The following is a 24337-nucleotide window of genomic DNA, read 5'->3' as shown; positions in this document are numbered from 1 at the left end:
ATAAAGTTTCTACGATTAGATAAAGCAATTGCGATGCCAACCAATAAATATTTTTTTAATACTTAAAAATCAAATACTTATGGTTTTATGGAGTTTTTTAGATCGGCAATTCCTATCCTTTTAGATTTGCCGTTTTTTGAGGGAACAAGCGAAGATATCACCTGGGTTGACCCAATTTATAGTCAGAGGAAAATCGCCGAGCACTACCATGGGACAAAGTAATCCTTACTAGCAACAGGCGCTAACTTTTTGGCTTCGGCAAGCGGTGTACCAATATATAAGAAGCCCACGATAGACTCCTCGAGCGATAAACCCAGGCCTTGCTTCACGTCGCCATTCAATGCCATTTCTCCGGTACGCCAAATACCACCAAAGCCCTGCGCCTGAAGCGCTAACAACATATAACCCACCGCAACGCCGCAGGACACAACCTGCTCTTCGAAAGGTACTTTAGGGTGTTCGATGTTTTTGGACACAGCAACGATGATCTTGGGCGCTCGAAGCGGCATTGAGCGGTATTTATTTTCTTGCGCTTCACTAAGCTTTCCCTCATTCGCTTCAGCAGCCTGACAAAACAAATCACCCAGACGATGTAACGAGTCCCCTTCGATCACAAGAAATCGCCATGGCTTTAAGCATTTATGGTCAGGCGTCCTAAGCGCTGCTTGAAAAACAGTTTCCATTTGATCAGGGCTTGGGGCTGGAGCACTCAAGCGAGGATGAGAAACCCTGGACTTCAATATTTCCAACACCGCATGAGAGCCCGCCTCATCAATTGTTTTATGCTCATTCATACCCGCGTATCTCCTGCTTTAATATAAGCTACCTAACCTGCACTATTCTTTTCAGGTGAACATAATGATATAACCACATTTAGATCACGAAACCTTAGTGCAAGCGCTATTTCCCAAGAACGAAATTAAAACAGTGTAAGCAAAATTTGTCTATATATAAGGGAACTGATAACCTTTGCTGCTTATCAGAGATGTATGAAAAAATGATCCCATTGAAAATATCTAATAAAAAATCGTCAACACAGAATAAGGCGACACAACACTCCACCGACAAAATAGATACGCCACCGTCAGTCATGCCCGCATACAACGGCAGGGTTTTGGCTTATTTGACGTCTAGTATCACGATGGCGGTCGGTGTTCTTGAAGGACATTTCCACGACTACTTGATCTGGTTTATTCCTGCGGCCATGTTATGGCCACACCTTCTTTACTTTGTTATTAGACATTTAAAGCTAGAGCAAAGCGCTGCAGCACGTGAGAACACACTACTAATAGATGGCGCTTTGGTCGGTGTCATTATTGTACTAATTGACTTCAGCCCGACGGCAACCATATTCAATATTCTCATGGCGAGTTTTAGCTTCATCGTCGTTGGAGGTATGTCGACCTGGCTCAAAGGCAACCTAATCTTACTTACCTCCACCATTATTTCCTCCATGATATTCGGCCTTGACTTCGCGCCTCACGCACCAATGATTGTCGATCTAGTGGCCGGTATTAGCGCTACAGTCTATGTCTCGGTTACTGCTTACTATACCCACCAACAAGCCGAAGCCTTACATAAGGCCAAGCACCAGATTCAGACACAAAGAGAGCAGTCTATATCGCTTTCTCACAAGCTTGCTAAATACCTATCTCCACAAGTCTGGCAGTCAATTTTTACCGGCGAACGTGACGTGCGCCTGGAAACACAGCGCAAGCGTCTATCTATCTTCTTCTCTGACATCAAAGGTTTTACAGAGCTGTCGGAAGAAATGGAACCCGAAGGTTTGACCGAGCTGCTGAACAACTACTTCAACGAAATGTCGCAAATCGCCTTAAAATACGGCGGCACAATCGATAAGTTTATTGGCGACAGTATTATGATTTTCTTTGGTGACCCAACCAGTCGTGGCGCTAAAGAAGATACGATGGCTTGTGTTTCCATGGCAATTGAGATGCGTAAGCACATGAAGATACTGCGTCAAAAGTGGAAGAGCCAAGGAATCAAGACGCCACTGCAAATTCGGATTGGGATCAGTACGGGCTTCAGCACTGTAGGAAATTTTGGCGCTGAAAACCGCATGGACTACACCATTATCGGCAAGGAAGTTAACTTGGCTTCTCGCTTGGAAGCACTATCAGAGCCAGGCGAAATCCTGGTTTCTTACGAAACTTTCTCTCTGATAAAAGATAAGGTTATGTGTCGTGATAAGGGAGAGATTACCGTTAAAGGCTTCGCTAGACCCGTTCCGATTTATCAAATCGTTGACCTTAGACGCGATATCGGTGCCGGTCAGAGCTTCATAGAGCATGAAGCTGAAGGGTTTGCGATGTATCTGGATACCGGAAAAATAGACGACACTAATAAAGACGCTATCGTCCATGCCCTTGAAAAAGCAACTGAGAAACTAAAAGACAGCTAACACAATAACGCTCGTTACTGCCTTGGAGTTCTCAGGCTCTCCGTTCTCGCCTTAAGATCTGCTGTTGCGCGGTAGGGGTTGATATCCAAGCCACCTCGGCGAGTGTAGCGCGCATAAACACTTAAAGAATCACAATGGCAATATTGCAGTAAATCAATAAAGATTCGCTCGACACAATGCTCATGAAAGTCCTGACACTGCCTAAAAGATACAATATATTTTAGTAAGCTCTCGCGATCTATCTGCTGCCCCGCGTAATGAATAAATACAGTCCCCCAGTCTGGTTGCCCCGTCACAGGACAATTCGAGCGAAGCAAGTCAGAGTAGAGCGTCTCGTTCACCTCAACCCCACCTGGCACCGTTTTGAGTAGCTCAGGGTTCGGCTGATATTCAAAGTCTTCCGCATCTATTTCATCAATACACTCTGCGCTAGCATATAAAGACTCTTCTGCTGAACTTCCCTGGCATAAATTCTCTGCCACATGATGTCTTGTATCTTTTAATGCAAGAACCTCTACAGAAACGATTCCACCGGCCGCAGCACTTAAGTCTTTACTTAACAATCGCTCTACAGCCGAAGCATCTTTGAAAGAAAGGTGGTTGAAAGAGTTCAAATAAAGCTTAAAAGACTTCGATTCAATCATGTATGGCGAATCACATGGAATGCTAAAGTACGCGATCGCTGCCTGAGGCTTACCTTTTGAGTTAAGCCAGGACAGCTCGTAACAGGTCCAGCGGTCTTCACCATGAAAAGGAATATCAGCACTCAGGTTCAGACTTTCACGATTTTGTTTTCGGTCTAAGGGAAAAAGTATCTCGGGTGAATAGCTTTGATCGTATTCAGTCCCTTTACCTAATTGGCTTTGATGAGCATCCGTCACTTTTTACTCCTAAGTTCTGAAAGTGAAAAAACTACGCTATGTACTGATTCTTATATATTAGCTTAGAGGCAAAATCATATTACGCTCTTATGCCTTTTCCGCGATTCAATAAGTAAAGCGCATAAGAAAAGCCTATTACGATAAATCCGCAAATCATCAAATATGAAATACCAATATCGACATCACTTACACCAAGAATACCATAGCGAAAAGCGTTAACCATATACAGTATAGGGTTAATTTGGGAGACCCCCTGCCAGAACTCAGGCAACAAACTGATACTATAAAAAACACCCCCCAAGTAAGTAAGTGGCGTCAATATAAACGTTGGCACTATCGATATGTCATCGAATTTTGTCGCATAAATCGCATTGATAAAACCGCCTATCGAGAACAGGATAGCCGTCAGAATAACAATGCTGGCCGTTACGGCGATATTTTCAACACGTAAATCGGTAAAACCCAGCGACAGTAGTGTCACGATCAGACCAACAGATATACCGCGACCAACACCGCCCATCACATAACCGGACAAGACTACCCAGTTAGGTACAGGTGAGACCAGAATTTCTTCAATGCTATGTTGAAACTTCATGCTAAAAAAAGAGGACACTACGTTAGCATAGGAGTTAGTAATCACTGACATCATGATTAAGCCGGGAACAATAAAGTCCATGTAGTCAAAACCGTCCATGTCACCAATTCTCGGGCCAATCAAGTTGCCAAAGATGACGAAGTACAAAGCCATCATTATCGCCGGTGGCAACAATGTTTGTACCCATATACGAGTAAAGCGACGAACCTCTTTGGTCACAATAGTCAAGAAAGCGACCCATACCTGATGCGCATTCATCTTACACTTCCTCCTGCGTTTTGGCGTTCTCAACCAAATCCAAAAACAACTCTTCTAAGCGGTTTGCCTTGTTACGCATACTCCTGACCTGAATACTCAAACTGTCCAACTTGGAAAAAAGATCATTTATATTTTGCTCACTGCGCACATCAACTTCTAGCAGGCCCTCTTCGTTAAGTCTTGCCTCAAAGCCCTCTAGCAAAGGAACAGTGCTCATGGGTTTATCAAGTTCTAGCACAAAGGTTTCCAGATGCAATTGCTGTAATAAAGATTGCTTACTGGTATTTGTCAGAATTTTCCCTTGATCAATAATCGCAATGTTGCGGCATAGCGCTTCCGCCTCTTCCAGGTAGTGCGTCGTTAAGATAATTGTCGTACCCTGCTCATTGATTTCCTTTAGAAACTCCCACATTGAGCGTCGCAATTCGATATCTACACCCGCTGTGGGCTCATCAAGAATGAGCAATTTAGGCTTATGCACTAAAGCTCTGGCGATCATTAACCTTCTCTTCATACCCCCGGAGAGCATACGGGATGGTTCATTCCGTTTATCCCACAAGCCCAGTTTCTTCAGATAATGATCACAACTTTCCTCAGCTTCTGAAACGGGAATACCATAATAACCAGCCTGAGTAATAACGATATCACGGACCTTCTCGAACTGGTTGAAGTTAAACTCCTGAGGCACCACACCTAAACAGGTCTTTGCCTTAACCAACTGTTTATCGATGTCGTGGCCAAATATTTTGACCTCTCCAGAACTTTTATTAACCAAGGAAGAAACAATACCAAGTGTCGTTGATTTCCCCGCACCGTTAGGCCCCAATAAAGCGAAGAAGTCACCCTGCTCGACACTGACACTGACATTCTGCAAAGCGACATGACCATTACCATAAGTTTTGTTTAAGCCGCGAATCTCTAGAGCGTTTTGCATGATTTGTTTAGTGCCTGCTTGTAAGTAGAGAGGTAAAGTGGAGTGCTCTATCTTGGGGTTAGGCAAAGGAATTTCAAGTCACCAAGGAATGAATATCCGCTTATCTCGAAGAAAGGGTTCTGCATCCTATCGGTAATTTCGCAGGAAGACCTCTTCTCCCATATATTGAATCTGCTGATCAATCATTTTCTCAAAAGGCTTCAACAAAGTTTCGCTATCAATATTTTCATCCAATAGGGGCAGCACTTTTGCGACCGCTTCAATTGTTGATAATGAAAACTCATGTGTCGATTTGCGGATACGATAGCGACTTTTCCCGGCATTTAACAGGGCGAGTGTCGGCAAACTTTGCAGCCAAGTATTCACCAAAACCAGCTCCCGGGTATTCCTCCAGGTGCCATCGAGGATAACTAGCGAATCATATTGTTGTAGCGACTTTAAAAGCGGTGAAGCTAGATCGCTCAGATCTAATACAAGATGTTCTTCGTCATCAGATAGCGACTCAGGATACAACAGCAAAGGGCTGCAAGCGCCATGCTTTGCTAGCAAAGAGAAGCATTTTTCTCGGTCAAATCTTAGGCCGTTCAGCACCTCTACGCCAGATAACCCCTGCTGGATTAATGGCACAGTCGAAAGCGGCTTCTTTTGTTCGTCATCGTGCTGAAAAATAATCAGAGTTCTTGTGTTGCTCTGTTTGCTTATCGATGCACACAAGCAAACTTTTTCAGGCCTATTGCACCGTTGACAATACACTCTCGCCATCGCTTATCTTCTTTCAGCCAATAAAAAAGGCAGTGTGAATCATCAAACTGCCTTTTATCAAGTTTTATTAGGCTTGCTCGCCCAGAAGAGAATAACAAATTAGCCAGACGCGAATGAGGATGCCAAGTGTCGCCAACTCCATTTAGAGGTTGCACCGGATAACAGGTACCGCTGCTCATCTATGTCGTAAGCTCCCTTAGGTAAACTGTCTTTAATGCTTAAAACATTTCTATCGCGGTTTACCTCTTTTAGGTCTACCACTTTACCGCACTTCATTGCTCGCTTCTGAGCATCGAGTACAACCATTACTTTCGGTTGTAAGCGGCGATCTTCATTATGCCCGGTTACAATACCCACTTCCTCAGAACTTAGCTCAACCAATGTACCTGTAGGGTATACGCCTACCGCTTCAATAAAGCGCTCAACAAGATCTTTCTGAAAAGCGATATTACGCAGCTCGTATAAACGGGCAACAGCATCATAAGGAGACATACCCAGTTCGTCATCACGCGGTGTAATCAACTCCTGATAATAATCAACCAAACCGGCAATCTTAGCTAACAAAGGAATGCGCTCACCCGTCACACCTTTCGGGTAACCGGTACCATTGTGTCTTTCTTGGTGAAATTCAACAATTGATGCAACGCCAGAAGGTAAACCTTCTATCTCAGTTAGTAACTCGACACTCTTTTCAACATATTGCTGATAGGCTGATAGTTGGCTACTCTCAAGGTCCGGATAGGCATCAAGTACTTTTTGCGCAACTCTAGCCTTACCAATATGCGACAATAAAACACCCAAAGCTAAGGTTTCCAGCATCTCCTTCTTCAAGCCCATATGACGCCCCAAAACTAAAGCCCATATAGAGGATTTCACCGAATGCTGATAACTATAAGCATCTATTTCATTCATTTTAGACAGCCAAACCAGGGCATCGGGATTACGAATAACGCTTTCGACCATACCTTTAGCAACTGACTCGGTTTCTTTAATGCTTACATCACCACCTTGCTCGACAGTGAGAAACACCTGGTCAATCGCATCGTATACATGACGATGAAGCTTTTCTACGCGGGCAACTTCTTTGTTAATGGAGACGCTTGCTTCATAGTGATGAGGAGCTTTGACAACAATGGGAGGGAGTTCTATTTCGGGGTTATTCTCGGAACTTCCAGAGATACCCTTTTTACCTTTTTCAGAACTAGGCACAGCGTGATTCGCATGAACCGTTTTGACCTTTTCTCGCTTCACGTCAACATAAACAAATTTACAGTATTCGCTCAAAGCCTTTACATCGTCATCCATACGAATATAAAAGCCCTGTAGAGGAAAAGGCGTTTCATGCCACGGACAATCCAAGTCCGCGACGAACATGCCTTCCTTCAGCGCATTTACTTCGAGTTTTAAACGATTTGTCGACATGACAATACCTACTAAGCTGGTCTTTTAGTTATCTTCCTTACATTTTTGACAATATCTTCAGGCAACACCACTACGTAGCGTTGGCTTATGTAAGCTCAGGTAACAATACCCGGTTGTTTCTTATCAATGCCAAACCGGTCACACTAGCATCTATTCAAAAATAGCTTTTACACTCTAAATATAGATCAAGATCTAATCAATTAGCAGTTAGATTTGTAACCAAGTAAAGTCGTCCTTCCATCAAATATTAGGCATCCGGGTCACAGACAGAAGAGTGGTTGAATAATTCGGGAACTAATTGCTCAATATCGCCGCCCTTTACCTTCTTGGTAGAGACGATATAAGGCTGCTGAGAACTAAGCAGGTAATCTATATTTATTTTCTTACCGCCTCGTATTTTTTGTGTTCGTTTTGGGCGGCAAGACATGTGAATGAGGACTTCTCCCTCCAAATCCAGAATACTACTTGAGCCCTGTCTATCGGTAATCGTTGCACATAGGGAGTTATTCTCTATCTCTAAGCCACGTCGATTCACATCAACTTCTGAACGACCACAGAAAACAATTCCTTCACCTTGGCGATCACTACAGCGGCGGCCGGGGCCAAACGAGCTGTCAAACAAGTGAACTTTCCGCTCGCTACATTGCGCCTCAATCACTACCGGCATTGGGCGAAGCTCGTCACTTGTCCAACCTTCATAACGAACAGACTGCCAATAAACTCTAAATTGTCTAAGTTCGCCAGCAGAGTTTTCCGCCATAAACCAACCATAATGCGTTTGATAATCTGTGGTTGCACAAGCCGTTAAGAAAGCAAACAGTCCGACTAGTAGCAAGCGGGAGAAACTCTTCATTAGCGCTCTTTTACTCCAAAGCTCAATATTTAAATGGCATTTTATCGCTTAGTTGACTTGATAGCCATCAAGTTAAATGCTTTAAATTCTTGACTAACAATTCTTTTTATTTAAGAATGATTCGCATTACTTTATGGAAACTATATTAGGAATATTTATTTATGGCTCTGTCTCGCTTTATTTGCGTCACCCTTCTAACTCTCTCTTCCTTATTCACGACAACTGTTTCAGCAAGCAGTGAAGAGGTTAACGTATACTCTTACCGCCAGCCCTTTCTGGTTCAACCTATGTTCGATAAGTTTACCGAACAAAGCGGTATTAAGGTTAATGTAGTTTTTGCTAAGAAAGGTTTAGCTGAACGCCTGACTCGTGAAGGACGCAACTCCCCTGCCGATTTAGTTTTCACTGTCGATATTGGCCGTTTAATGGAAGTGACCAACAAAGACTTGGTTCAAGCTGTTGAATCAGAAACGCTACAAAAGAATGTCCCGGTACAATATCGCGACCCAGAAAACCGTTGGTTTGGTTTAACGACACGTACTCGCTCTATCTATGCGTCAAAAGAGCGCGCTAACCTAGCTGACATTCAAAACTATGAAGACTTGAGCAAACCCGTCTGGAAAGGCCGTATCTGTACCCGAAGCGGCAAGCACCCTTACAACCTTGCGCTGATCGCATCAATGATCGCTCATCACGGCGAAGCAGAAGCAAAAACCTGGTTACAAGGTGTAAAAGACAACCTGGCGAGACGTCCTCAAGGAAATGATCGAGCACAAGTAAAAGCAATCAACGAGGGTATTTGTGACCTGTCACTTGGCAACAATTATTATTTCGGCAAAATGTTAAACGACAAAGCACAGGTTGCTTGGGCAAACTCTGTCCACCTAACCTTTCCTAACCAAGGCAACCGAGGCACCCACGTGAATATCAGTGGCGTAGCACTTACTAAACACGCACCAAACAAAGAAAGTGCAATCAAGCTAATGGAGTTCCTAACACAGGACTATGCGCAAAGCCTCTATGCAGAACAAAACTTCGAGTATCCGGTTAATACTAAGGTTGAACCATCGAGCCTGGTAAAGTCTTGGGGTTCCTTCAAGTCAGATACACTGCCACTCGCAGATATTGCTAATCTAAGAAAGCGTGCAGCACAGTTAGTTGATGAAGTTGCCTTCGATGAATAATGACTCTAGATAAGCTAAGGCCATGGCTTTTAGAAAAATAAACTAAAGCGGCACTATGCCGCTTTTCGTTTTTAATGTATCTTGCTCAGCTCGGCGTAACTCGAATACTTTGAAGGTTTATCACTCTTGAATTTCAGACTAAACGCTCAAGAGCGTCCCTGGTTCATTTCATCTTTCATTATCGCAACCCTTATCGGTCTCCCGATTGTTGCGGTGGCTTACCTCGCTCTTTTTCCAGAGGAAAACGCCTGGCCGCACCTGCTTAATACAGTTTTACCTAGTTATCTGAAAAACACGCTGATTCTTATGCTTGGCGTTGGCTCCCTAACTTTTCTGGTTGGAACTGGCTCAGCTTGGCTTATTTCCATGTACGACTTCCCCGGCAAAAAGTGGCTGAGTTGGGCCTTATTACTCCCCTTTGCCGTACCCGCTTACGTCATCGCTTATACCTACACTGATTTTCTGGAATACGCAGGCCCCGTGCAATCAGCGCTTCGAGAGCTATTTGGCTGGAAGACCAGCAGAGATTATTGGTTCCCCGAAATCAGAAGTATGGGGGGAGCTATTATCATGATGTCACTAGTACTCTACCCTTACGTCTACATGCTGGCACGCGCGGCCTTTCTTGAGCAGTCGATTTCCCTCTATCGCATTTCACGCAGTCTAGGCTCTACGCCCTTCCAGTTCTTTTATCGAGTATCCTTACCCATTGCACGGCCCGCTATTGCGGTTGGCCTGTCTTTAGTACTAATGGAGACACTTAACGACTTTGGAACGGTAGATTATTTCGCCGTCCAAACCTTAACAGCGGGTCTTTACGACACGTGGTTGAACATGGGCAACTTGGGTGGTGCAGCACAGATAGCCTTACTAATGATGGCTGTCGTGGTTATTCTTATTAGCTCTGAACGCTACTCTCGACGCAGACAAAAGCAATACCAGTCGCGCAACCAAGGCTCAACCATTCCAAGCCATAAGCTATATGGAATAAGGGCTTATCTGGCATTCGCAGTCGCCTTCTTACCGGTATTGTTAGGGTTTCTGTTTCCCTTCTCACTTCTAACGATTTATGCAGTCAAATACTTTGAAATATCCTGGCACAGCAATTTTATAGAGTACGCACTAAACAGTTTTGTTTTAGCCAGTATTGCCGCCTTTGCCACACTGGTTTTAGGCATCGTACTTACTTACAGCAAACGACTAAATTCCAATAAGCTCACTCAGCACCTGGTCAACTTCTCTAGCCTAGGCTACGCCATACCAGGCGCGGTGCTTGCGATCGGAATTATCATTCCCTTTGCTGCCTTCGATAATACCCTTGACGGTCTTATGAGAGAGCACTTTGATTTCTCAACAGGATTGATTTTGAGCGGTACGGCTTTCGCAATTGTATTTTCCTATTCTGTTCGCTTCTTAGCTGTCTCTTCAGGGTCCGTAGAGTCCAGCCTATCTAAAGTAACACCAAGCATGGACATGGCATCGCGCTCACTTGGCCATAATTATTTATCGACACTATTTAAAGTACACCTGCCCATTATCAAGCGGGGTGCTCTTACCGGCATGCTTGTCGTGTTTGTAGACTGTTTGAAAGAATTGCCTGCTACACTAATTTTACGGCCTTTTAATTTTGAAACACTGGCTACACAGGTTTACCAATTTGCTTCCGATGAGTTACTTGAGCAAAGCGCCTTGAGCGCACTAATCATCGTTGCAGTGGGTATTCTGCCAGTTATATTGTTAGACAAGAGTATTAGCCAAAAGTCCTAAGATACGAAGCAATTAGCAACCCAAACATTCATCGACTTAAGAGAAGTAAATAAGCAATATGAGCATCATCTGGATTTTAGTTGCCTTCATATTTGGCTTCATTGCGAAACAAATCACACTCCCACCCTTAGTTGGTTATCTAATTGCTGGCTTCTTGCTCCATGCAAGTGGCGTTACGCCAGAACCGACACTTGAGATGCTTGCAGACCTTGGCATTACGCTAATGCTGTTTACCATCGGGCTTAAAATTGATTTCAGACAGCTTATGAGGCCACAATTATGGTCCGGAACCTTTATTCATATGAGTGGGTGGATGATACTCCTACTTCCTTTGATAATTCTTTGCACAACTACCCTCAGCCACAGCTTATTTGATCTCAGTTTGTCGCAAAGCGCCATTATCGCTTTTGCTTTTAGTTTCAGTAGCACTGTTTGCGTCATTAAGATTTTGGAAGACAATGCGGAATTAAAATCCAAACACGGTGACCTCGCTGTCGGCGTACTAATCTGGCAAGATATTGCGGCTGTTCTGTTTCTATTCTTTGCAACCGGCAAATCACCAAGCCTTTGGGCATTTAGCTTGCTTGGCCTTTGGTTCCTTCGCCCTTTATTAAAAAGAATGATGGCCTCCAGCGGTCACGGAGAGTTGATCCCACTCTACGGTTTTTTACTTGCACTTGGCGGCCCGGAGCTTTTTGAGCTTGTCGACATGAAGGGTGACTTGGGTGCACTAGTCATGGGCATGCTACTCGCAGGCTTACCTAAATCTAACGAACTCTATAAGTCGTTAATGAGCTTCAAAGACCTCTTCCTAATCTGCTTCTTTTTGTCTATCGGGTTCACCGCGTTACCAACTTTGGAAATGTGGCTCGTCGCCTTAGGCTTGACTATTTTACTCCCCATCAAGTTATTGCTTTTCTTCTTTGTGTTTAATGCGGTTGGCTTACGCTTGCGTACCAGCTTCTTGTCAGCACTCTTGCTAGCCAACTACAGCGAATTCGGGTTGATCGTTGCCAGCTTAAGTGTTGATCAAAACTGGCTAAGCCATGAATGGTTGGTCATCATCGCCCTATCGACAACTCATTCGATGGTATTTAGCTCAATTATTTACAAGTTTGCACATCGAATATACGCAAACAAAAAAGACGCCTTCTCGCGTTTTGAACGTCCTTGTGATACCTCCCAACAAACCTTTTTACCTATCAAAGACAAAGAAGTCTTAATTGTCGGCATGGGGCGTGTTGGAAAAGGCGCTTATCATGAAGCAGAAAGGGATCTCCCCGGGAAGATCTGCGGTGTTGAGCTTGACCCAAAACGGGCACAGGGGTTCAAGGAACAAGGCATTAATATTATATGCGGTGATGGTGATGACATTGAGTTCTGGGAACAGGCCCCATTAAGCGACATAAAACTAATTATGTTAGCCCTGCCTTCAGTCAACGAGATGAAGAACATTATCTATCAGTTGAAGCATACTTCTTATTCAGGAAAAATTTCCGTCATTGCACAATATGAAGACCAACAAAAAGAGCTAATGGGTTTAGGTGCCGATATTGCTTTCAACTACTATGCAGAGGTAGGAACTGGCTTCGCTGAGGAAAGCATCCACTTATTAAAAGGGCAATAAGCTCTTTTACACAACACAAACCAAAATTTTATCGAACACGTCTTTCTTTTTATTCAGGAAGACTTCACTGCGAATAAGACTCTCTATTAAATAATTCTCTCGTGTTGTGACGACACGCGCTAACTTAAAGACCAAAGAGTTCGACTTCGAACTATTCTATTATATAATGATCGCTATTCAACATATTGAGACATTAAAGGAACATTGATCTTATAATGAATAAGGAACAACTGAATCTACTCGAAACACTGGAGAACAAAGGCGATTACGAACAACTAATTACGAATATTAGATTGATTCTACAAAGCGACCGTAAAAACTATGCGCACCCTTATATTAAGCGCTGGTGCGGCATTCGATGGAGAAATATATTTCTAACCGAAGCACTTCAAGACAATATTGCTTTAAAAAAAGCAGATAAAACCAAACTACTTGGCCGCAAAGACAAGCGACCAAACAAACAAAAACTTGCAGAACAGTTTTTGAGGGGCGATGAAATACGGGAATGGAAACTGGAAATCCCCGAATTTAAGAGCACAAATAGAGTTCGTAATACTACGCTAATATTCTCACCCGGTCTGTTGAATGGCATGTTGCCTGTTAGGGCTTTTCAAAACGCCTTCCCTAAAATCCAGGACGAGCTCGGTATAAGGATTATACGAGCAGACAATCACCCTATGCGCGGTTGCAGCTCTAATATTGATGACTTGATCGCCGCGATTGACCACGGTGCCGGATTAGCAGCTGACACAACAACAATCCCACCGTCCGAACAAAAGACACCCGGAGATATATTTTTAATTGGTTACAGCAAAGGTGCTCCCGATATCTACGAACTGCTCGCGCAGCGCCCCGATTTAAAAAACAAAATTCGCTGTATCTATAATTGGGGAGGAGCCATCGGTGGCTCCTATTTAGCGGATGACATATATAACTCGATTAAGAACCTAGACATCCCTAAAGTTGAAAAAGCATTAGCAAGCTTCTTATCGCTCATTTCACCCGCAATAAACCTCAAATCTGGCACGTTTAGACGTATGGATGAATACAATGTAAAAGAGGCGGTATATGATCTGACAACTAAAGCGCGAATGTCCTTCCTAGATCAGAATAGAGAATTATTTGATTCTTTAGACATCCCTATTTTTAACATCACGGGTTCGACAACAGCGCTGGAAGTACCTTATTTTCAAATGCAGGGCGTAATGGAGTTAAACAAATACGACGCTCATAATGATATGCAGCTTACCCAAGCTCAAGCAAAAATAAAGACCGGCATGTCAGCAGATCTAGCCATGTTAAACGCACATCATTGGGATATGTCCTACGATGCATTCCCTAAACTAATGAGATTTGGGTCACCAAACCTAGACCATCCCTTTCCGAAAGAGGCTGCCCTAAAAGCCATGATTAAGCTAGCTATTGAATTAGGCTTAATAGATTAGTAACTAACCAGGAAGGCAAAGGCTGAAGTCAATGCTAACCTCAGCCTTTTTAAAAGATGATCAAGATTAAACGTGAAGCACTTCATCAATTTCATACTCAACGATTCCGCTAGGCACCTGAACGCCTACGGTATCACCTTCTTCTTTACCAATAATCGCTCGAGCGATTGGTGAAGAAATAGAGATTTTGCCTGCCTTGATATCAGCCTCATCATCACCAACAATGTGATAACGAACTTCTTCATCCGTATCGATATTGATCAATGAAACCGTGGTACCAAAAATAACTTTTCCTGTATGAGGGATAGACTTAACATCGATAATCTGGGAGTTTGAAAGCTTACCTTCCAGCTCCTGAATTCGACCTTCTATAAAGCCTTGCTGCTCTCTCGCTGCATGATATTCAGCATTTTCTTTTAGATCACCGTGCTCACGCGCATCGGCAATCGCTTCGATAACCTGTGGGCGCTTTACAGTTTTCAATTCTACTAATTCTTCTTGAAGGGCTTTTTCGCCTTCAACAGTCATTGGAATTCGATTCATCTTCCTTCCTTTATTCTTTTACCATATTTAGTGAGAGCTCTTCTTTCAGTCACGCTTATACTCATCATCAACAAGCAATTAATTCGAGTTATCAAAAAAGAGCCATCTGTATAAACAGCTGAAAAAAATAACCCGAAGCATTAGCTCCGGGTTATAAAATAAACGAGTTTTCTAGTGTAAGTCTTGAAGTCTACGTACGTGCTTCTCAGCACCAAAACGAATAGCTCGTGCAGTTGCATCACCACCAGCAAGAGTCGTACTGTAAGCAATCTTCTTCTGCAAAGCAGATTGTCTGATTTGAGCAGAGTCTGCGATGGCTCGTCTACCTTCAGTAGTATTAACAATCAGGTCAATATCGCCATTCTTAATGGCATCAACAACATGCGGACGACCTTCTTGAACCTTATTAATAGACTCAACTTCCAAGCCTGCCTCTGCTAGCGCTTTCGCAGTACCGGAGGTTGCGACCAAAGCGAAACCAATTTCGTTAAGCAGGCGTGCCACTTCAATTACGCCTTCCTTATCAACTTCTCTCACGCTCAAGAACGCCTTACCGCCGCTCGGCAATACACCACCTGCAGCAATAACTCCTTTAGCAAAGGCTTCATCGAAGGTATCACCGATACCCATAACTTCACCCGTTGACTTCATTTCAGGGCCAAGGATCGGGTCAACAGATGGGAACTTGTTGAACGGGAAAACAGACTCTTTGACACTGAAGTGCTTAGGCACCACTTCCTCGGTAAAGCCCGCCTCTGCCAGGGTTTTACCTGCCATACAACGTGCAGCAACCTTCGCCAATGAAGTGCCAATAGCTTTAGAAACAAACGGTACTGTACGTGATGCTCGAGGGTTAACCTCGATCACGTAAATCAAACCATCCTGATAAGCCAACTGGACGTTCATCAAACCTACAACACCAAGTTCTAGACCCATAGCTTTAACGACTTCCTTCATCTCTTCCTGAACTTCTTGAGACAAGGTATATGGAGGCAATGAACAAGCCGAGTCACCCGAGTGTACACCCGCCTGCTCGATATGCTGCATGATTGAACCAATCACGACATCTTTACCATCACTAATGGCATCAATATCAACCTCAATCGCCGCGTTCAAGAAGTGGTCTAGCAAGACAGGGCTGTCGTTAGATACGCTAACCGCCTCCTTCATGTACTTAACTAGCTCAGCTTCGTTATAGACGATCTCCATTGCACGCCCGCCCAATACATAAGATGGACGAACAACTAGCGGATAACCGATTTCAGTCGCTTTAGTAATCGCTTCTTCATGGCTTCGAACCGTGGCATTTTCTGGCTGACGTAAGCCCAAGCGCTCAATCATTTGCTGGAAGCGCTCACGATCTTCTGCACGGTCGATTGCATCTGGGCTAGTACCAATAATTGGCACTCCAGCTTCTTCTAAACCACGCGCAAGCTTAAGTGGCGTCTGACCGCCATAATGCACAATCACGCCCTTTGGCTTCTCTAGCTGAACGATTTCTAATACGTCTTCCAGGGTAATTGACTCAAAGTACAAACGGTCTGAAGTATCGTAATCCGTTGAAACCGTCTCTGGGTTACAGTTGATCATGATGGTCTCGTAACCGTCTTCACGCATGGCAAAGGCAGCATGAACACAGCAGTAATCGAACTCAATACCCTGGCCAATACGGTTAGGGCCACCACCGATAACAATGATCTTTTCTTTGTCAGTAACCTGAGACTCACACTCTTCTTCATAGGTTGAGTACATGTAAGCCGTGTTCGATGAGAATTCTGCAGCACAGGTATCAACACGCTTATAGACAGGGCGAATATCGAAGCCCTGACGTAGCGTACGCAATTCTTTCTCGGTAATACCAAGTAGCTCTGCCAAACGGTGATCAGCAAAACCCTTACGCTTAAGACGAAGCATCGCTTCAGCAGTCATGTCTGTGCGTGTCATATTCGATACAACACACTCTTCTTCAATCAAATCTTCAATCTGAACCAGGAACCAAGGGTCGATGCCGCTTAGCTTGTAAATTTCATCAACCGACATGCCAGAACGGAAAGCATCACCGACATACCAGATACGCTCGGCACTCGGGTTACGAAGCTCTCGAATCATCTCTGATTTAGCATCTTCAGAAGCCAGATCCAATTTCGGCTCGAAGCCGTAAGAACCGACTTCCAAACCACGTAAAGCTTTCTGTAGCGATTCCTGGAAGGTTCGGCCAATAGACATAACCTCACCTACCGACTTCATCTGTGTCGTTAGAATCGGATCTGCCTGAGGGAACTTCTCGAAGGTAAAACGAGGAATCTTAGTGACAACATAATCGATTGATGGCTCGAATGAAGCCGGCGTTACGCCACCTGTAATATCATTCTGCAACTCATCCAGGGTATAACCAATCGCCAATTTAGCGGCAACTTTGGCAATCGGGAAACCGGTTGCTTTAGACGCCAAAGCAGATGAACGCGATACACGCGGGTTCATCTCGATAACCACCATACGGCCATCTTTCGGGTTCATACCAAACTGGACGTTTGAGCCACCAGTTTCAACACCAATCTCACGCAGTACTGCCAAAGAGGCATTACGCATTATTTGATATTCTTTATCGGTCAGCGTTTGTGCCGGTGCAACGGTAATCGAGTCACCGGTGTGAACACCCATCGCGTCAAAGTTTTCGATAGAACAGATAATGATACAGTTGTCGTTCTTGTCACGAACAACTTCCATTTCATATTCTTTCCAACCAATCAGGGACTCATCAATCAAAAGCTCGTTCGTGGGTGACAGGTCCAAACCACGCTCACAAATCTCTACGAACTCTTCTTTGTTATAAGCGATACCGCCACCACTTCCACCCATGGTGAAAGAAGGTCGAATAATACAAGGGAAGCCTAAAGAGTCTTGCACCTGAAGCGCTTCTTCCATGCTATGAGCAATCGCAGAACGCGGTGTTTCAAGGCCGATTGCCTTCATTGCTTTATCAAAGCGCTCACGATCTTCCGCTTTGTCGATGGTATCAGCATTCGCTCCAACCATTTCAACGTTGTACTTATCAAGCACACCTTCGCGCTCTAGGTCCAATGCACAGTTCAATGCAGTCTGACCACCCATTGTTGGCAACAACACGTCAGGGCGCTCTTTCTCGATAATCTTTTCAACTGTCTGCCAGGTAATCGGCTCGATATAAGTCGCATCGGCCATTGCAGGATCAGTCATAATGGTTGCCGGGTTAGAGTTAACCAAGATAACTCGATAACCCTCTTCGCGAAGCGCTTTACACGCTTGAGCACCTGAATAGTCAAACTCACAGGCCTGCCCGATGACGATAGGGCCGGCGCCTAGTATTAGAATACTCTTTATGTCGGTACGCTTTGGCATTTAATTCTTTCCGTTCTCTAAGAGTTAGGTTGTAAATAGCTAAGGTGCTCACTCACAACAAAATAGGTTCACTTTCAGCAAGTATTTTGCTGACTAAACAACAGTACTAATTACTTAGCACGAGCTCTCATCGTATCGATGAAGCGGTCAAACAAAGGCGCGACATCATGCGGGCCCGGGCTCGCTTCGGGATGGCCCTGGAAACTAAACGCTGGAGTATCCGTGCGTTCAATACCTTGTAAGGAACCATCAAATAGAGACTTATGTGTTGCTTTTAGACAATCTGGTAGTGAACTCTCGTCCACTGCAAAACCGTGGTTCTGACTGGTAATCATCACAGTTTTGTCTTCTAGATTCTGTACCGGATGGTTCGCACCGTGGTGACCAAACTTCATCTTTTCAGTCTTCGCGCCACTCGCTAGCGCAAGTAGCTGGTGACCTAAGCAAATGCCGAATACCGGAACCTTGGTTTCCAGTATGTCTTTGATTGCTGCAATCGCATAATCACATGGCTCTGGATCGCCCGGGCCGTTAGATAGAAACACTCCGTCAGGTGACATAGCCAGTACATCCGCAGCAGGCGTTTTCGCTGGAACAACTGTTAGTTTACAACCACGCTCCGCGAGCATTCTTAGAATGTTATTCTTAACACCAAAGTCATAAGCCACAACATGGAATTCTGTTTCGCTTTGCTCGCCATACCCGTCAGTTAGTGACCACTCAGCTTCTGTCCAAGAGGCCTGTTCAGTGCGTGTCACCTCTTTCGCCAAGTCCATACCTTTTAGACCAGGGAACGACTTCGCAGCGGCTAGCGCCTTTTCTTCACTAATGTCATCACCAGCGATAATGCAGCCATTCTGTGCACCTTTTTCACGCAAGATTCGCGTCAAACGGCGTGTATCAATATCTGCAATCGCGACAATGCCGTTTTCTTCAAGGTATTCGTTAAGAGGCTTTTCTGAACGCCAGCTACTCGCCAATAAAGGCAAGTTACGTATAACCAAGCCTGCTGACCAAATTTTATCTGACTCAACATCTTCGGCATTAACACCGGTATTTCCGATATGCGGATAAGTCAAAGTTACGATTTGTTTTGCATAGGAAGGGTCAGTCAGGATTTCTTGATACCCGGTCATCGCTGTATTAAATACAACTTCCCCGATGGTTTCACCGTCTGATCCAATGGAGACTCCTTTAAAAATGGAGCCATCTTCAAGTGCTAAAATTGCAGGTTTTGTCAACGCCAGTTCCTCGTCGTAATCGGCTAGGAGAGAATAATAAAGATACCGTCTTTAGGCGGGTTTGAAGTGGCCTTCAGAAACTACACGCTAGGTATAAGCGATAAGCATCTGGTCCCCGAGCAGGCATTCAAAGCAGCATTTTCACACAGATAAGTTGCAAAAAAGCGAGACGGAGCTTACCCCACCTCGCTTAAAATTCTTATACTTGCGCGCGCTTCAATGTTAACCCTGCTGATACATGCGGGCTTTGAATAGACAACCACTATTCAAACGGCGGCATTGTACACATTTATGACAATTATGTCTATCAGTGAGAGGCAGTTCATAGCGCATTTTTTAGCCAAGCCACTTATTTCAAATTCAGAACATCTCGCATTTCATACAAGCCAGGCTTCTGACTCTGCAACCAGGCTGCAGCACGAACTGCACCCCGAGCGAAAGACATACGGCTAGACGCTTTGTGAGTAATCTCTACACGCTCACCTTCGCCCAAAAACATCACGGTGTGATCACCGACAACATCACCACCACGAACGGTCGCAAAACCAATAGTTTCTTTATCACGTGCACCGGTTTGACCTTCTCGCCCATAAACCGCAACCGAGCGTAAATCCCGATCCAAACCATCGGCCACCGCTTGCCCCATCGCCAGTGCAGTACCAGAAGGCGCGTCAACCTTATGTCGATGATGAGCTTCGTAAACCTCAACATCGTAGTCGTCACCCAAAATTTCAGCCGCTTTTTGAAGCAGGTTCAGGCAAACATTTACGCCTGTACTAAAGTTGGCAGCCTTACACATTGCCGCAGAAGACTGAGCCAATAACAACTCCTCCTCTTCTTCAACGGTAAAGCCAGTCGTTCCGATAACAATACCCTTACCATGCTCCGCACATAACTTAGCATTTGCCAAGGTCGCTACGGGCGCAGTGAAGTCAATCAAGACATCGAACTGACCAATCACTTCAGACAAGCTACCTGAGACAACAACACCGTTCGCACCCACACCTGCTAACTCTCCAGCATCCGTTCCGACAAGGGAACTTTCTGGGCGCTCAATGGCTGCCGTTAGCTCTGCTTCAGAAGATAGACCCACGGCCTCAATTAACATTTTACCCATTCGACCAGCTGCACCGGTCACTGCAATTCTTGTCACTTTGTTTTTCCTTATTTATAGGCGAATAAACCGGCCCAACTACCTCTACGTCATTCTCGCGCAGATTCTCGTCATTCCCGCGCAGACGGGAATCCATTGTTTTGAACCCACCTCAGGTGCTGGAAAATGCTAGATCATTCTAAATACCATGATTTCCCCGTCGATACCTACTAATTGGGTGTATCTAACTCCGCGAGACAATGGATTCCTGCCTGCGCAGGAATGACGGTGGTGGAGGCAATAATCTAATTAGAACTCGTCATATCATCAAAAAAGCTTTTCACACCTTCAAACCAGGTATGCTTTTTTGGCGCGTGCTTTTTATCACCATGTTTATCTAGCGTATCCTGAAATTCGCGCAATAGGTCTTTCTGCTTTTTAGATAAGTTAACTGGCGTTTCAACAGTCACACGACACATCAAGTCACCAGCTGCACCACCGCGAACAGGGGCAACACCTTTGCCACGCAAGCGGAACATTTTGCCTGTCTGAGTCTCGGCCGGAATCTTCAATTTAACGCGACCATCTAGTGTAGGCACTTCCAGCTCACCACCCAGAGCAGCATCTACCAAGGAAATTGGCACATCGCAATACAAGGTCTTGCCATCGCGCACAAAGATCGGATGCTCTTTAACCGAAACCTGTACATATAAATCACCTGACGGCGCGCCATGCGTGCCCGCTTCACCCTCACCTGCCAAGCGAATTCGATCACCGGTATCGACACCCGGCGGAACCTTAACAGACAAAGTCTTGGTTTCTTCTATCACACCCGAACCGTGACATGAACGACAAGGATCTTTAATCATTGTTCCCTGGCCGCGACAATTTGGACAGGTCTGCTGCACAGAGAAAAAGCCTTGCTGCATTCTGACCTGGCCCGCACCATTACAAGTACCACAATGCTCAGGCTTAGAACCTTTTGCAGCACCCGAGCCATTACAAGGCTTACAGGTCACATGAGTTGGTACGCGAATTTTTACTGTTGTACCCTTAACGGCATCTTCCAAGTCCAAGTCGAGGGTATAACGTAAATCAGCACCACGAGCGCTACGCTGGCGGCCACCGCCACCTCCGCCGCCACCGAAAATATCACCGAAAACATCACCAAAAATATCGCTAAAGTTACCATTACCACCACTAAAGCCACCGCCACCAGCTTGCGGGTCAACACCTGCGTGACCATACTGATCATAAGCGCCACGCTTCTGCTCATCAGAAAGGATCTCATAAGCCTCAGTTGCTTCTTTAAACTTTTCTTCTGCTTGAGCATCATCCGGGTTGCGGTCCGGGTGGTACTTCATCGCCAAGCGTCTGTAGGCCTTCTTAACTTCCTTCGCATCAGCTGAGCGTTCAATACCCAGAACTTCGTAATAATCTCGTTTCGACATATGCAACAACCGTATTCAATAAAACCGTAAATAAAACTCTTCCCCGACCTCTGCCGAAGGATGAATCATTTTGCTAGCGCAGCTCTCAATAGCTCTATTGCGCATTAATACAAACTGACCTAGCAAAATAAACCTGAAGATATGCAAACGCGGAAGGCGATGCTTCCGCGTTCAAACGTAAGCTTTCAAACCAGAAGATTCAAAAATTACGCTATTTAAGTCTCAGAACAGGAGGGGCTACGCCCTCCTATCGACAACTTACTTCTTGTCGTCTTTAACTTCTTCAAACTCAGCGTCAACCACATTGTCGTCCGCTGCGCCAGCTGGCTCTTCTGCTGCACCGCCTTGCGCTGCTGCTTCTGGGCCTGCGCCCGCTGCTGCTTGCTCAGCATACATCTTTTGAGCCAAACCTGATGAAGCTTCAGTCAATGCCTGAGTCTTCGCTTCGATATCTGCCTTATCATCACCCTTAAGCGCTTCTTCAAGGTCAGTAATCGCAGCTTCAATCGCAGTTTTCTCTTCTTCAGTCGCCTTATCACCAGCTTCTTCTAGAGTCTTCTTAGTCGCATGAACAATCGCATCACCTTGGTTACGCGCAGTCACTAGCTCTTCGAACTGGCGATCGGCATCAGCATTTGCTTCTGCATCATTTACCATTTGCTCGACTTCATCATCAGATAGACCAGAAGAAGCTTTAATCACGATAGACTGCTCTTTACCTGTCGCCTTGTCTTTCGCCGATACGTTCAAGATACCGTTTGCATCGATGTCAAAAGTCACTTCGATCTGAGGCATACCACGAGGGCCCGCAGGAATATCTGACAAGTCGAAACGTCCCAAAGATTTGTTCTGAGCCGCTTGCTTACGCTCACCCTGTACAACGTGAATCGTTACAGCAGACTGGTTATCTTCAGCCGTTGAGAAGATCTGGGACTTCTTACTTGGGATAGTCGTGTTCTTCTCGATCAATGCTGTGGCTACGCCACCCATTGTTTCGATACCCAAAGTTAATGGCGTAACGTCTAGTAGCAGTACGTCTGTTACGTCACCAGCCAATACCGCAGCCTGGATCGCTGCACCCATTGCTACCGCTTCGTCTGGGTTAACGTCTTTACGTGGCTCTCTGCCGAAGAACTCTTCAACCTTCTTCTGAACCAAAGGCATACGAGACTGACCACCAACCAAGATAACGTCGTCAATTTCTGAAGCGCTAAGACCTGCATCATTCAATGCAGTCTTACAAGGCGCTAAACTACGTTCAACCAAATCTTCAACTAGCGACTCTAGCTTCGAACGCGTCATTTTCACGTTAAGGTGCTTAGGACCTGACGCATCAGCCGTAATATAAGGAAGGTTTACATCTGTCTGTTGCGCACTTGAAAGCTCAACTTTTGCTTTTTCAGCCGCTTCTTTCAAACGCTGCATCGCTAGAGGATCACCTTTAAGGTCGATACCGCTATCTTTCTTGAACTCATCAGCCAAGTAATCGATTAGCGTCATATCGAAATCTTCACCACCCAAGAAGGTGTCACCGTTAGTCGCTAATACTTCAAACTGCTTCTCGCCATCAACGTCAGCAATTTCGATGATAGAAATATCAAAAGTACCACCACCCAAGTCATAAACAGCAATTGTTGAATCGCCTTTGCTCTTATCTAAACCGAACGCTAGTGCTGCTGCAGTTGGCTCGTTGATAATACGCTTAACATCTAGACCAGCAATTTTACCGGCATCCTTAGTTGCCTGACGCTGAGAATCGTTAAAGTAAGCAGGAACTGTAATTACCGCTTCAGTTACTGACTCGCCTAGAAAGTCTTCAGCCGTTTTCTTCATCTTCTTCAAGATTTCTGCAGAGATCTGAGGTGGCGCTTTCTTATCGCCCTTAACTTCTACCCACGCATCACCATTGTCAGCTTTAGAAATGGTGTAAGGCACCATTGAGATGTCTTTCTGTACAACTTCATCTTCAAAACGACGACCAATTAAACGCTTGATCGCAAACAAAGTATTAGTCGGGTTCGTTACTGCCTGACGCTTAGCTGGCTGACCAACCAAGATTTCGTTATCGTCAGTGAATGCAATGATTGAAGGTGTGGTACGATCGCCTTCTGCATTTTCAATAACTTTTGGCTTTTCGCCATCTAGCAATGAAATACATGAGTTAGTTGTACCTAAGTCAATTCCGATTATTTTGCCCATTGATTTACTCCCGTTCTCTAATTTCTAAATTCTGTTGGTAAGGCTTAATGGCTTTTTTCATCTTAAGCCTTAGCGCCTATATTTTTGGGTTAACGCTTATATTTGGCCGAAATTTCCATTTTCAAGCTTTAAACCATTATTTTGTACTTTTTTTGTGCGTTTATTTGGATACAACAACCATTGCCGGTCTGACCAAACGACCATTCAAGGTATAACCTTTCTGCATTGCTGCAATCACTGTATTTGGCTCTGCATCCGGCGCAGGAACCATTGACATCGCCT

At 44.8% G+C, this 24337-nt stretch carries 19 protein-coding genes; 5 read left to right on the top strand and 14 right to left on the bottom strand.

The window, feature by feature from the left end; genetic code table 11:
- Positions 1-203 precede the first annotated feature (203 nt).
- On the bottom strand, positions 204-794 hold the full coding sequence (locus A3763_RS25220; RefSeq protein WP_068508969.1) for a nitroreductase family protein: 591 nt from the start codon (positions 792-794) through the stop codon (positions 204-206).
- Positions 795-997: 203 nt separating this feature from the next.
- Between A3763_RS25220 and A3763_RS25215 the strand changes: the two genes are divergently transcribed.
- Positions 998-2422, top strand: a complete 1425-nt coding sequence (locus A3763_RS25215) for an adenylate/guanylate cyclase domain-containing protein (RefSeq protein ID WP_231872322.1) — start codon at positions 998-1000, stop codon at positions 2420-2422.
- A 14-nt stretch (positions 2423-2436) separates the two neighbouring features.
- Here the strand turns inward: A3763_RS25215 and queF are convergent, their stop codons facing one another.
- The 6 genes from queF to A3763_RS25185 all read right to left on the bottom strand — a co-directional run bounded on the left by queF (position 2437) and on the right by A3763_RS25185 (position 8127).
- A complete protein-coding gene (gene queF, locus A3763_RS25210; RefSeq protein WP_068508964.1) occupies positions 2437-3303 on the bottom strand; it encodes an NADPH-dependent 7-cyano-7-deazaguanine reductase QueF in 867 nt (288 codons plus the stop codon).
- A gap of 79 nt (positions 3304-3382) precedes the next feature.
- Entirely contained in the window at positions 3383-4156 is a 774-nt protein-coding gene (locus tag A3763_RS25205; protein ID WP_068633283.1) for an ABC transporter permease, read from the bottom strand.
- Position 4157: 1 nt separating this feature from the next.
- Complete coding sequence (locus tag A3763_RS25200) at positions 4158-5090, bottom strand: ABC transporter ATP-binding protein (protein WP_068508960.1); 933 nt, start codon at positions 5088-5090, stop codon at positions 4158-4160.
- Between the two features lie 126 nt (positions 5091-5216).
- Positions 5217-5852: a tRNA-uridine aminocarboxypropyltransferase gene (locus tag A3763_RS25195; RefSeq protein WP_068508958.1), complete on the bottom strand. Its 636-nt coding sequence runs from the start codon at positions 5850-5852 to the stop codon at positions 5217-5219.
- Between the two features lie 99 nt (positions 5853-5951).
- Entirely contained in the window at positions 5952-7274 is a 1323-nt protein-coding gene (locus tag A3763_RS25190; protein WP_068508956.1) for an HD-GYP domain-containing protein, read from the bottom strand.
- 247 nt (positions 7275-7521) lie between these two features.
- A complete protein-coding gene (locus A3763_RS25185; protein ID WP_068508954.1) occupies positions 7522-8127 on the bottom strand; it encodes a hypothetical protein in 606 nt (201 codons plus the stop codon).
- Positions 8128-8288: 161 nt separating this feature from the next.
- On the opposite strand from A3763_RS25185, the gene A3763_RS25180 reads away from it, so the two are divergent.
- From A3763_RS25180 to A3763_RS25165, 4 genes are all read left to right on the top strand, one after another.
- Complete coding sequence (locus A3763_RS25180; RefSeq protein ID WP_156490469.1) at positions 8289-9311, top strand: Fe(3+) ABC transporter substrate-binding protein; 1023 nt, start codon at positions 8289-8291, stop codon at positions 9309-9311.
- Between the two features lie 126 nt (positions 9312-9437).
- Positions 9438-11078: an iron ABC transporter permease gene (locus A3763_RS25175; RefSeq protein ID WP_068508952.1), complete on the top strand. Its 1641-nt coding sequence runs from the start codon at positions 9438-9440 to the stop codon at positions 11076-11078.
- Between the two features lie 58 nt (positions 11079-11136).
- On the top strand, positions 11137-12705 hold the full coding sequence (locus tag A3763_RS25170; protein ID WP_197470067.1) for a cation:proton antiporter family protein: 1569 nt from the start codon (positions 11137-11139) through the stop codon (positions 12703-12705).
- Positions 12706-12920: 215 nt separating this feature from the next.
- On the top strand, positions 12921-14150 hold the full coding sequence (locus tag A3763_RS25165; RefSeq protein WP_068508950.1) for a hypothetical protein: 1230 nt from the start codon (positions 12921-12923) through the stop codon (positions 14148-14150).
- Positions 14151-14216: 66 nt separating this feature from the next.
- Here A3763_RS25165 and greA read toward each other — a convergent pair whose 3' ends face one another.
- From greA to grpE, 7 genes are all read right to left on the bottom strand, one after another.
- A complete protein-coding gene (gene greA, locus A3763_RS25160) occupies positions 14217-14693 on the bottom strand; it encodes a transcription elongation factor GreA (protein WP_068508948.1) in 477 nt (158 codons plus the stop codon).
- Positions 14694-14864: 171 nt separating this feature from the next.
- The gene (carB, locus tag A3763_RS25155) at positions 14865-18071 is read right to left on the bottom strand and encodes a carbamoyl-phosphate synthase large subunit (RefSeq protein ID WP_068508947.1); all 3207 of its coding nucleotides are present in this window, start codon (positions 18069-18071) and stop codon (positions 14865-14867) included.
- A gap of 110 nt (positions 18072-18181) precedes the next feature.
- Complete coding sequence (gene carA / locus A3763_RS25150) at positions 18182-19312, bottom strand: glutamine-hydrolyzing carbamoyl-phosphate synthase small subunit (RefSeq protein ID WP_068553352.1); 1131 nt, start codon at positions 19310-19312, stop codon at positions 18182-18184.
- A gap of 349 nt (positions 19313-19661) precedes the next feature.
- Positions 19662-20465 carry a 4-hydroxy-tetrahydrodipicolinate reductase gene (gene dapB, locus A3763_RS25145; protein WP_068511692.1) on the bottom strand — a complete coding sequence of 268 codons (804 nt, stop codon included), beginning with the start codon at positions 20463-20465 and terminating at the stop codon, positions 19662-19664.
- A 245-nt stretch (positions 20466-20710) separates the two neighbouring features.
- Positions 20711-21856, bottom strand: coding sequence for a molecular chaperone DnaJ (gene dnaJ, locus A3763_RS25140; RefSeq protein ID WP_068514048.1), 1146 nt, complete (start codon positions 21854-21856; stop codon positions 20711-20713).
- A 258-nt stretch (positions 21857-22114) separates the two neighbouring features.
- Entirely contained in the window at positions 22115-24055 is a 1941-nt protein-coding gene (gene dnaK, locus A3763_RS25135; RefSeq protein WP_068514045.1) for a molecular chaperone DnaK, read from the bottom strand.
- Between the two features lie 160 nt (positions 24056-24215).
- Positions 24216-24337 (bottom strand): nucleotide exchange factor GrpE (gene grpE, locus A3763_RS25130; RefSeq protein WP_082880599.1); only part of this gene is annotated, 122 nt, incomplete at its 5' end.

The organism is Oleiphilus sp. HI0128, assembly GCF_001635365.1.
Note: the sequence above shows the minus strand (reverse complement) of the source record. Positions and strands in the feature narration are given on the sequence as shown.

Bases quoted from the DNA above. Each gene is read 5' to 3' on its own strand.
- dnaK (WP_068514045.1), bottom strand. From the start codon at position 24,055: ATGGGCAAAATAATCGGAATTGACTTAGGTACAACTAACTCATGTATT.
- A3763_RS25180 (WP_156490469.1), top strand. From the start codon at position 8,289: ATGGCTCTGTCTCGCTTTATTTGCGTCACCCTTCTAACTCTCTCTTCC.
- A3763_RS25215 (WP_231872322.1), top strand. From the start codon at position 998: ATGATCCCATTGAAAATATCTAATAAAAAATCGTCAACACAGAATAAG.
- A3763_RS25205 (WP_068633283.1), bottom strand. From the start codon at position 4,156: ATGAATGCGCATCAGGTATGGGTCGCTTTCTTGACTATTGTGACCAAA.
- A3763_RS25195 (WP_068508958.1), bottom strand. From the start codon at position 5,852: ATGGCGAGAGTGTATTGTCAACGGTGCAATAGGCCTGAAAAAGTTTGC.
- A3763_RS25220 (WP_068508969.1), bottom strand. From the start codon at position 794: ATGAATGAGCATAAAACAATTGATGAGGCGGGCTCTCATGCGGTGTTG.
- A3763_RS25165 (WP_068508950.1), top strand. From the start codon at position 12,921: ATGAATAAGGAACAACTGAATCTACTCGAAACACTGGAGAACAAAGGC.
- A3763_RS25170 (WP_197470067.1), top strand. From the start codon at position 11,137: ATGAGCATCATCTGGATTTTAGTTGCCTTCATATTTGGCTTCATTGCG.
- dnaJ (WP_068514048.1), bottom strand. From the start codon at position 21,856: ATGTCGAAACGAGATTATTACGAAGTTCTGGGTATTGAACGCTCAGCT.
- carB (WP_068508947.1), bottom strand. From the start codon at position 18,071: ATGCCAAAGCGTACCGACATAAAGAGTATTCTAATACTAGGCGCCGGC.
- A3763_RS25200 (WP_068508960.1), bottom strand. From the start codon at position 5,090: ATGCAAAACGCTCTAGAGATTCGCGGCTTAAACAAAACTTATGGTAAT.
- greA (WP_068508948.1), bottom strand. From the start codon at position 14,693: ATGAATCGAATTCCAATGACTGTTGAAGGCGAAAAAGCCCTTCAAGAA.
- A3763_RS25190 (WP_068508956.1), bottom strand. From the start codon at position 7,274: ATGTCGACAAATCGTTTAAAACTCGAAGTAAATGCGCTGAAGGAAGGC.
- A3763_RS25185 (WP_068508954.1), bottom strand. From the start codon at position 8,127: ATGAAGAGTTTCTCCCGCTTGCTACTAGTCGGACTGTTTGCTTTCTTA.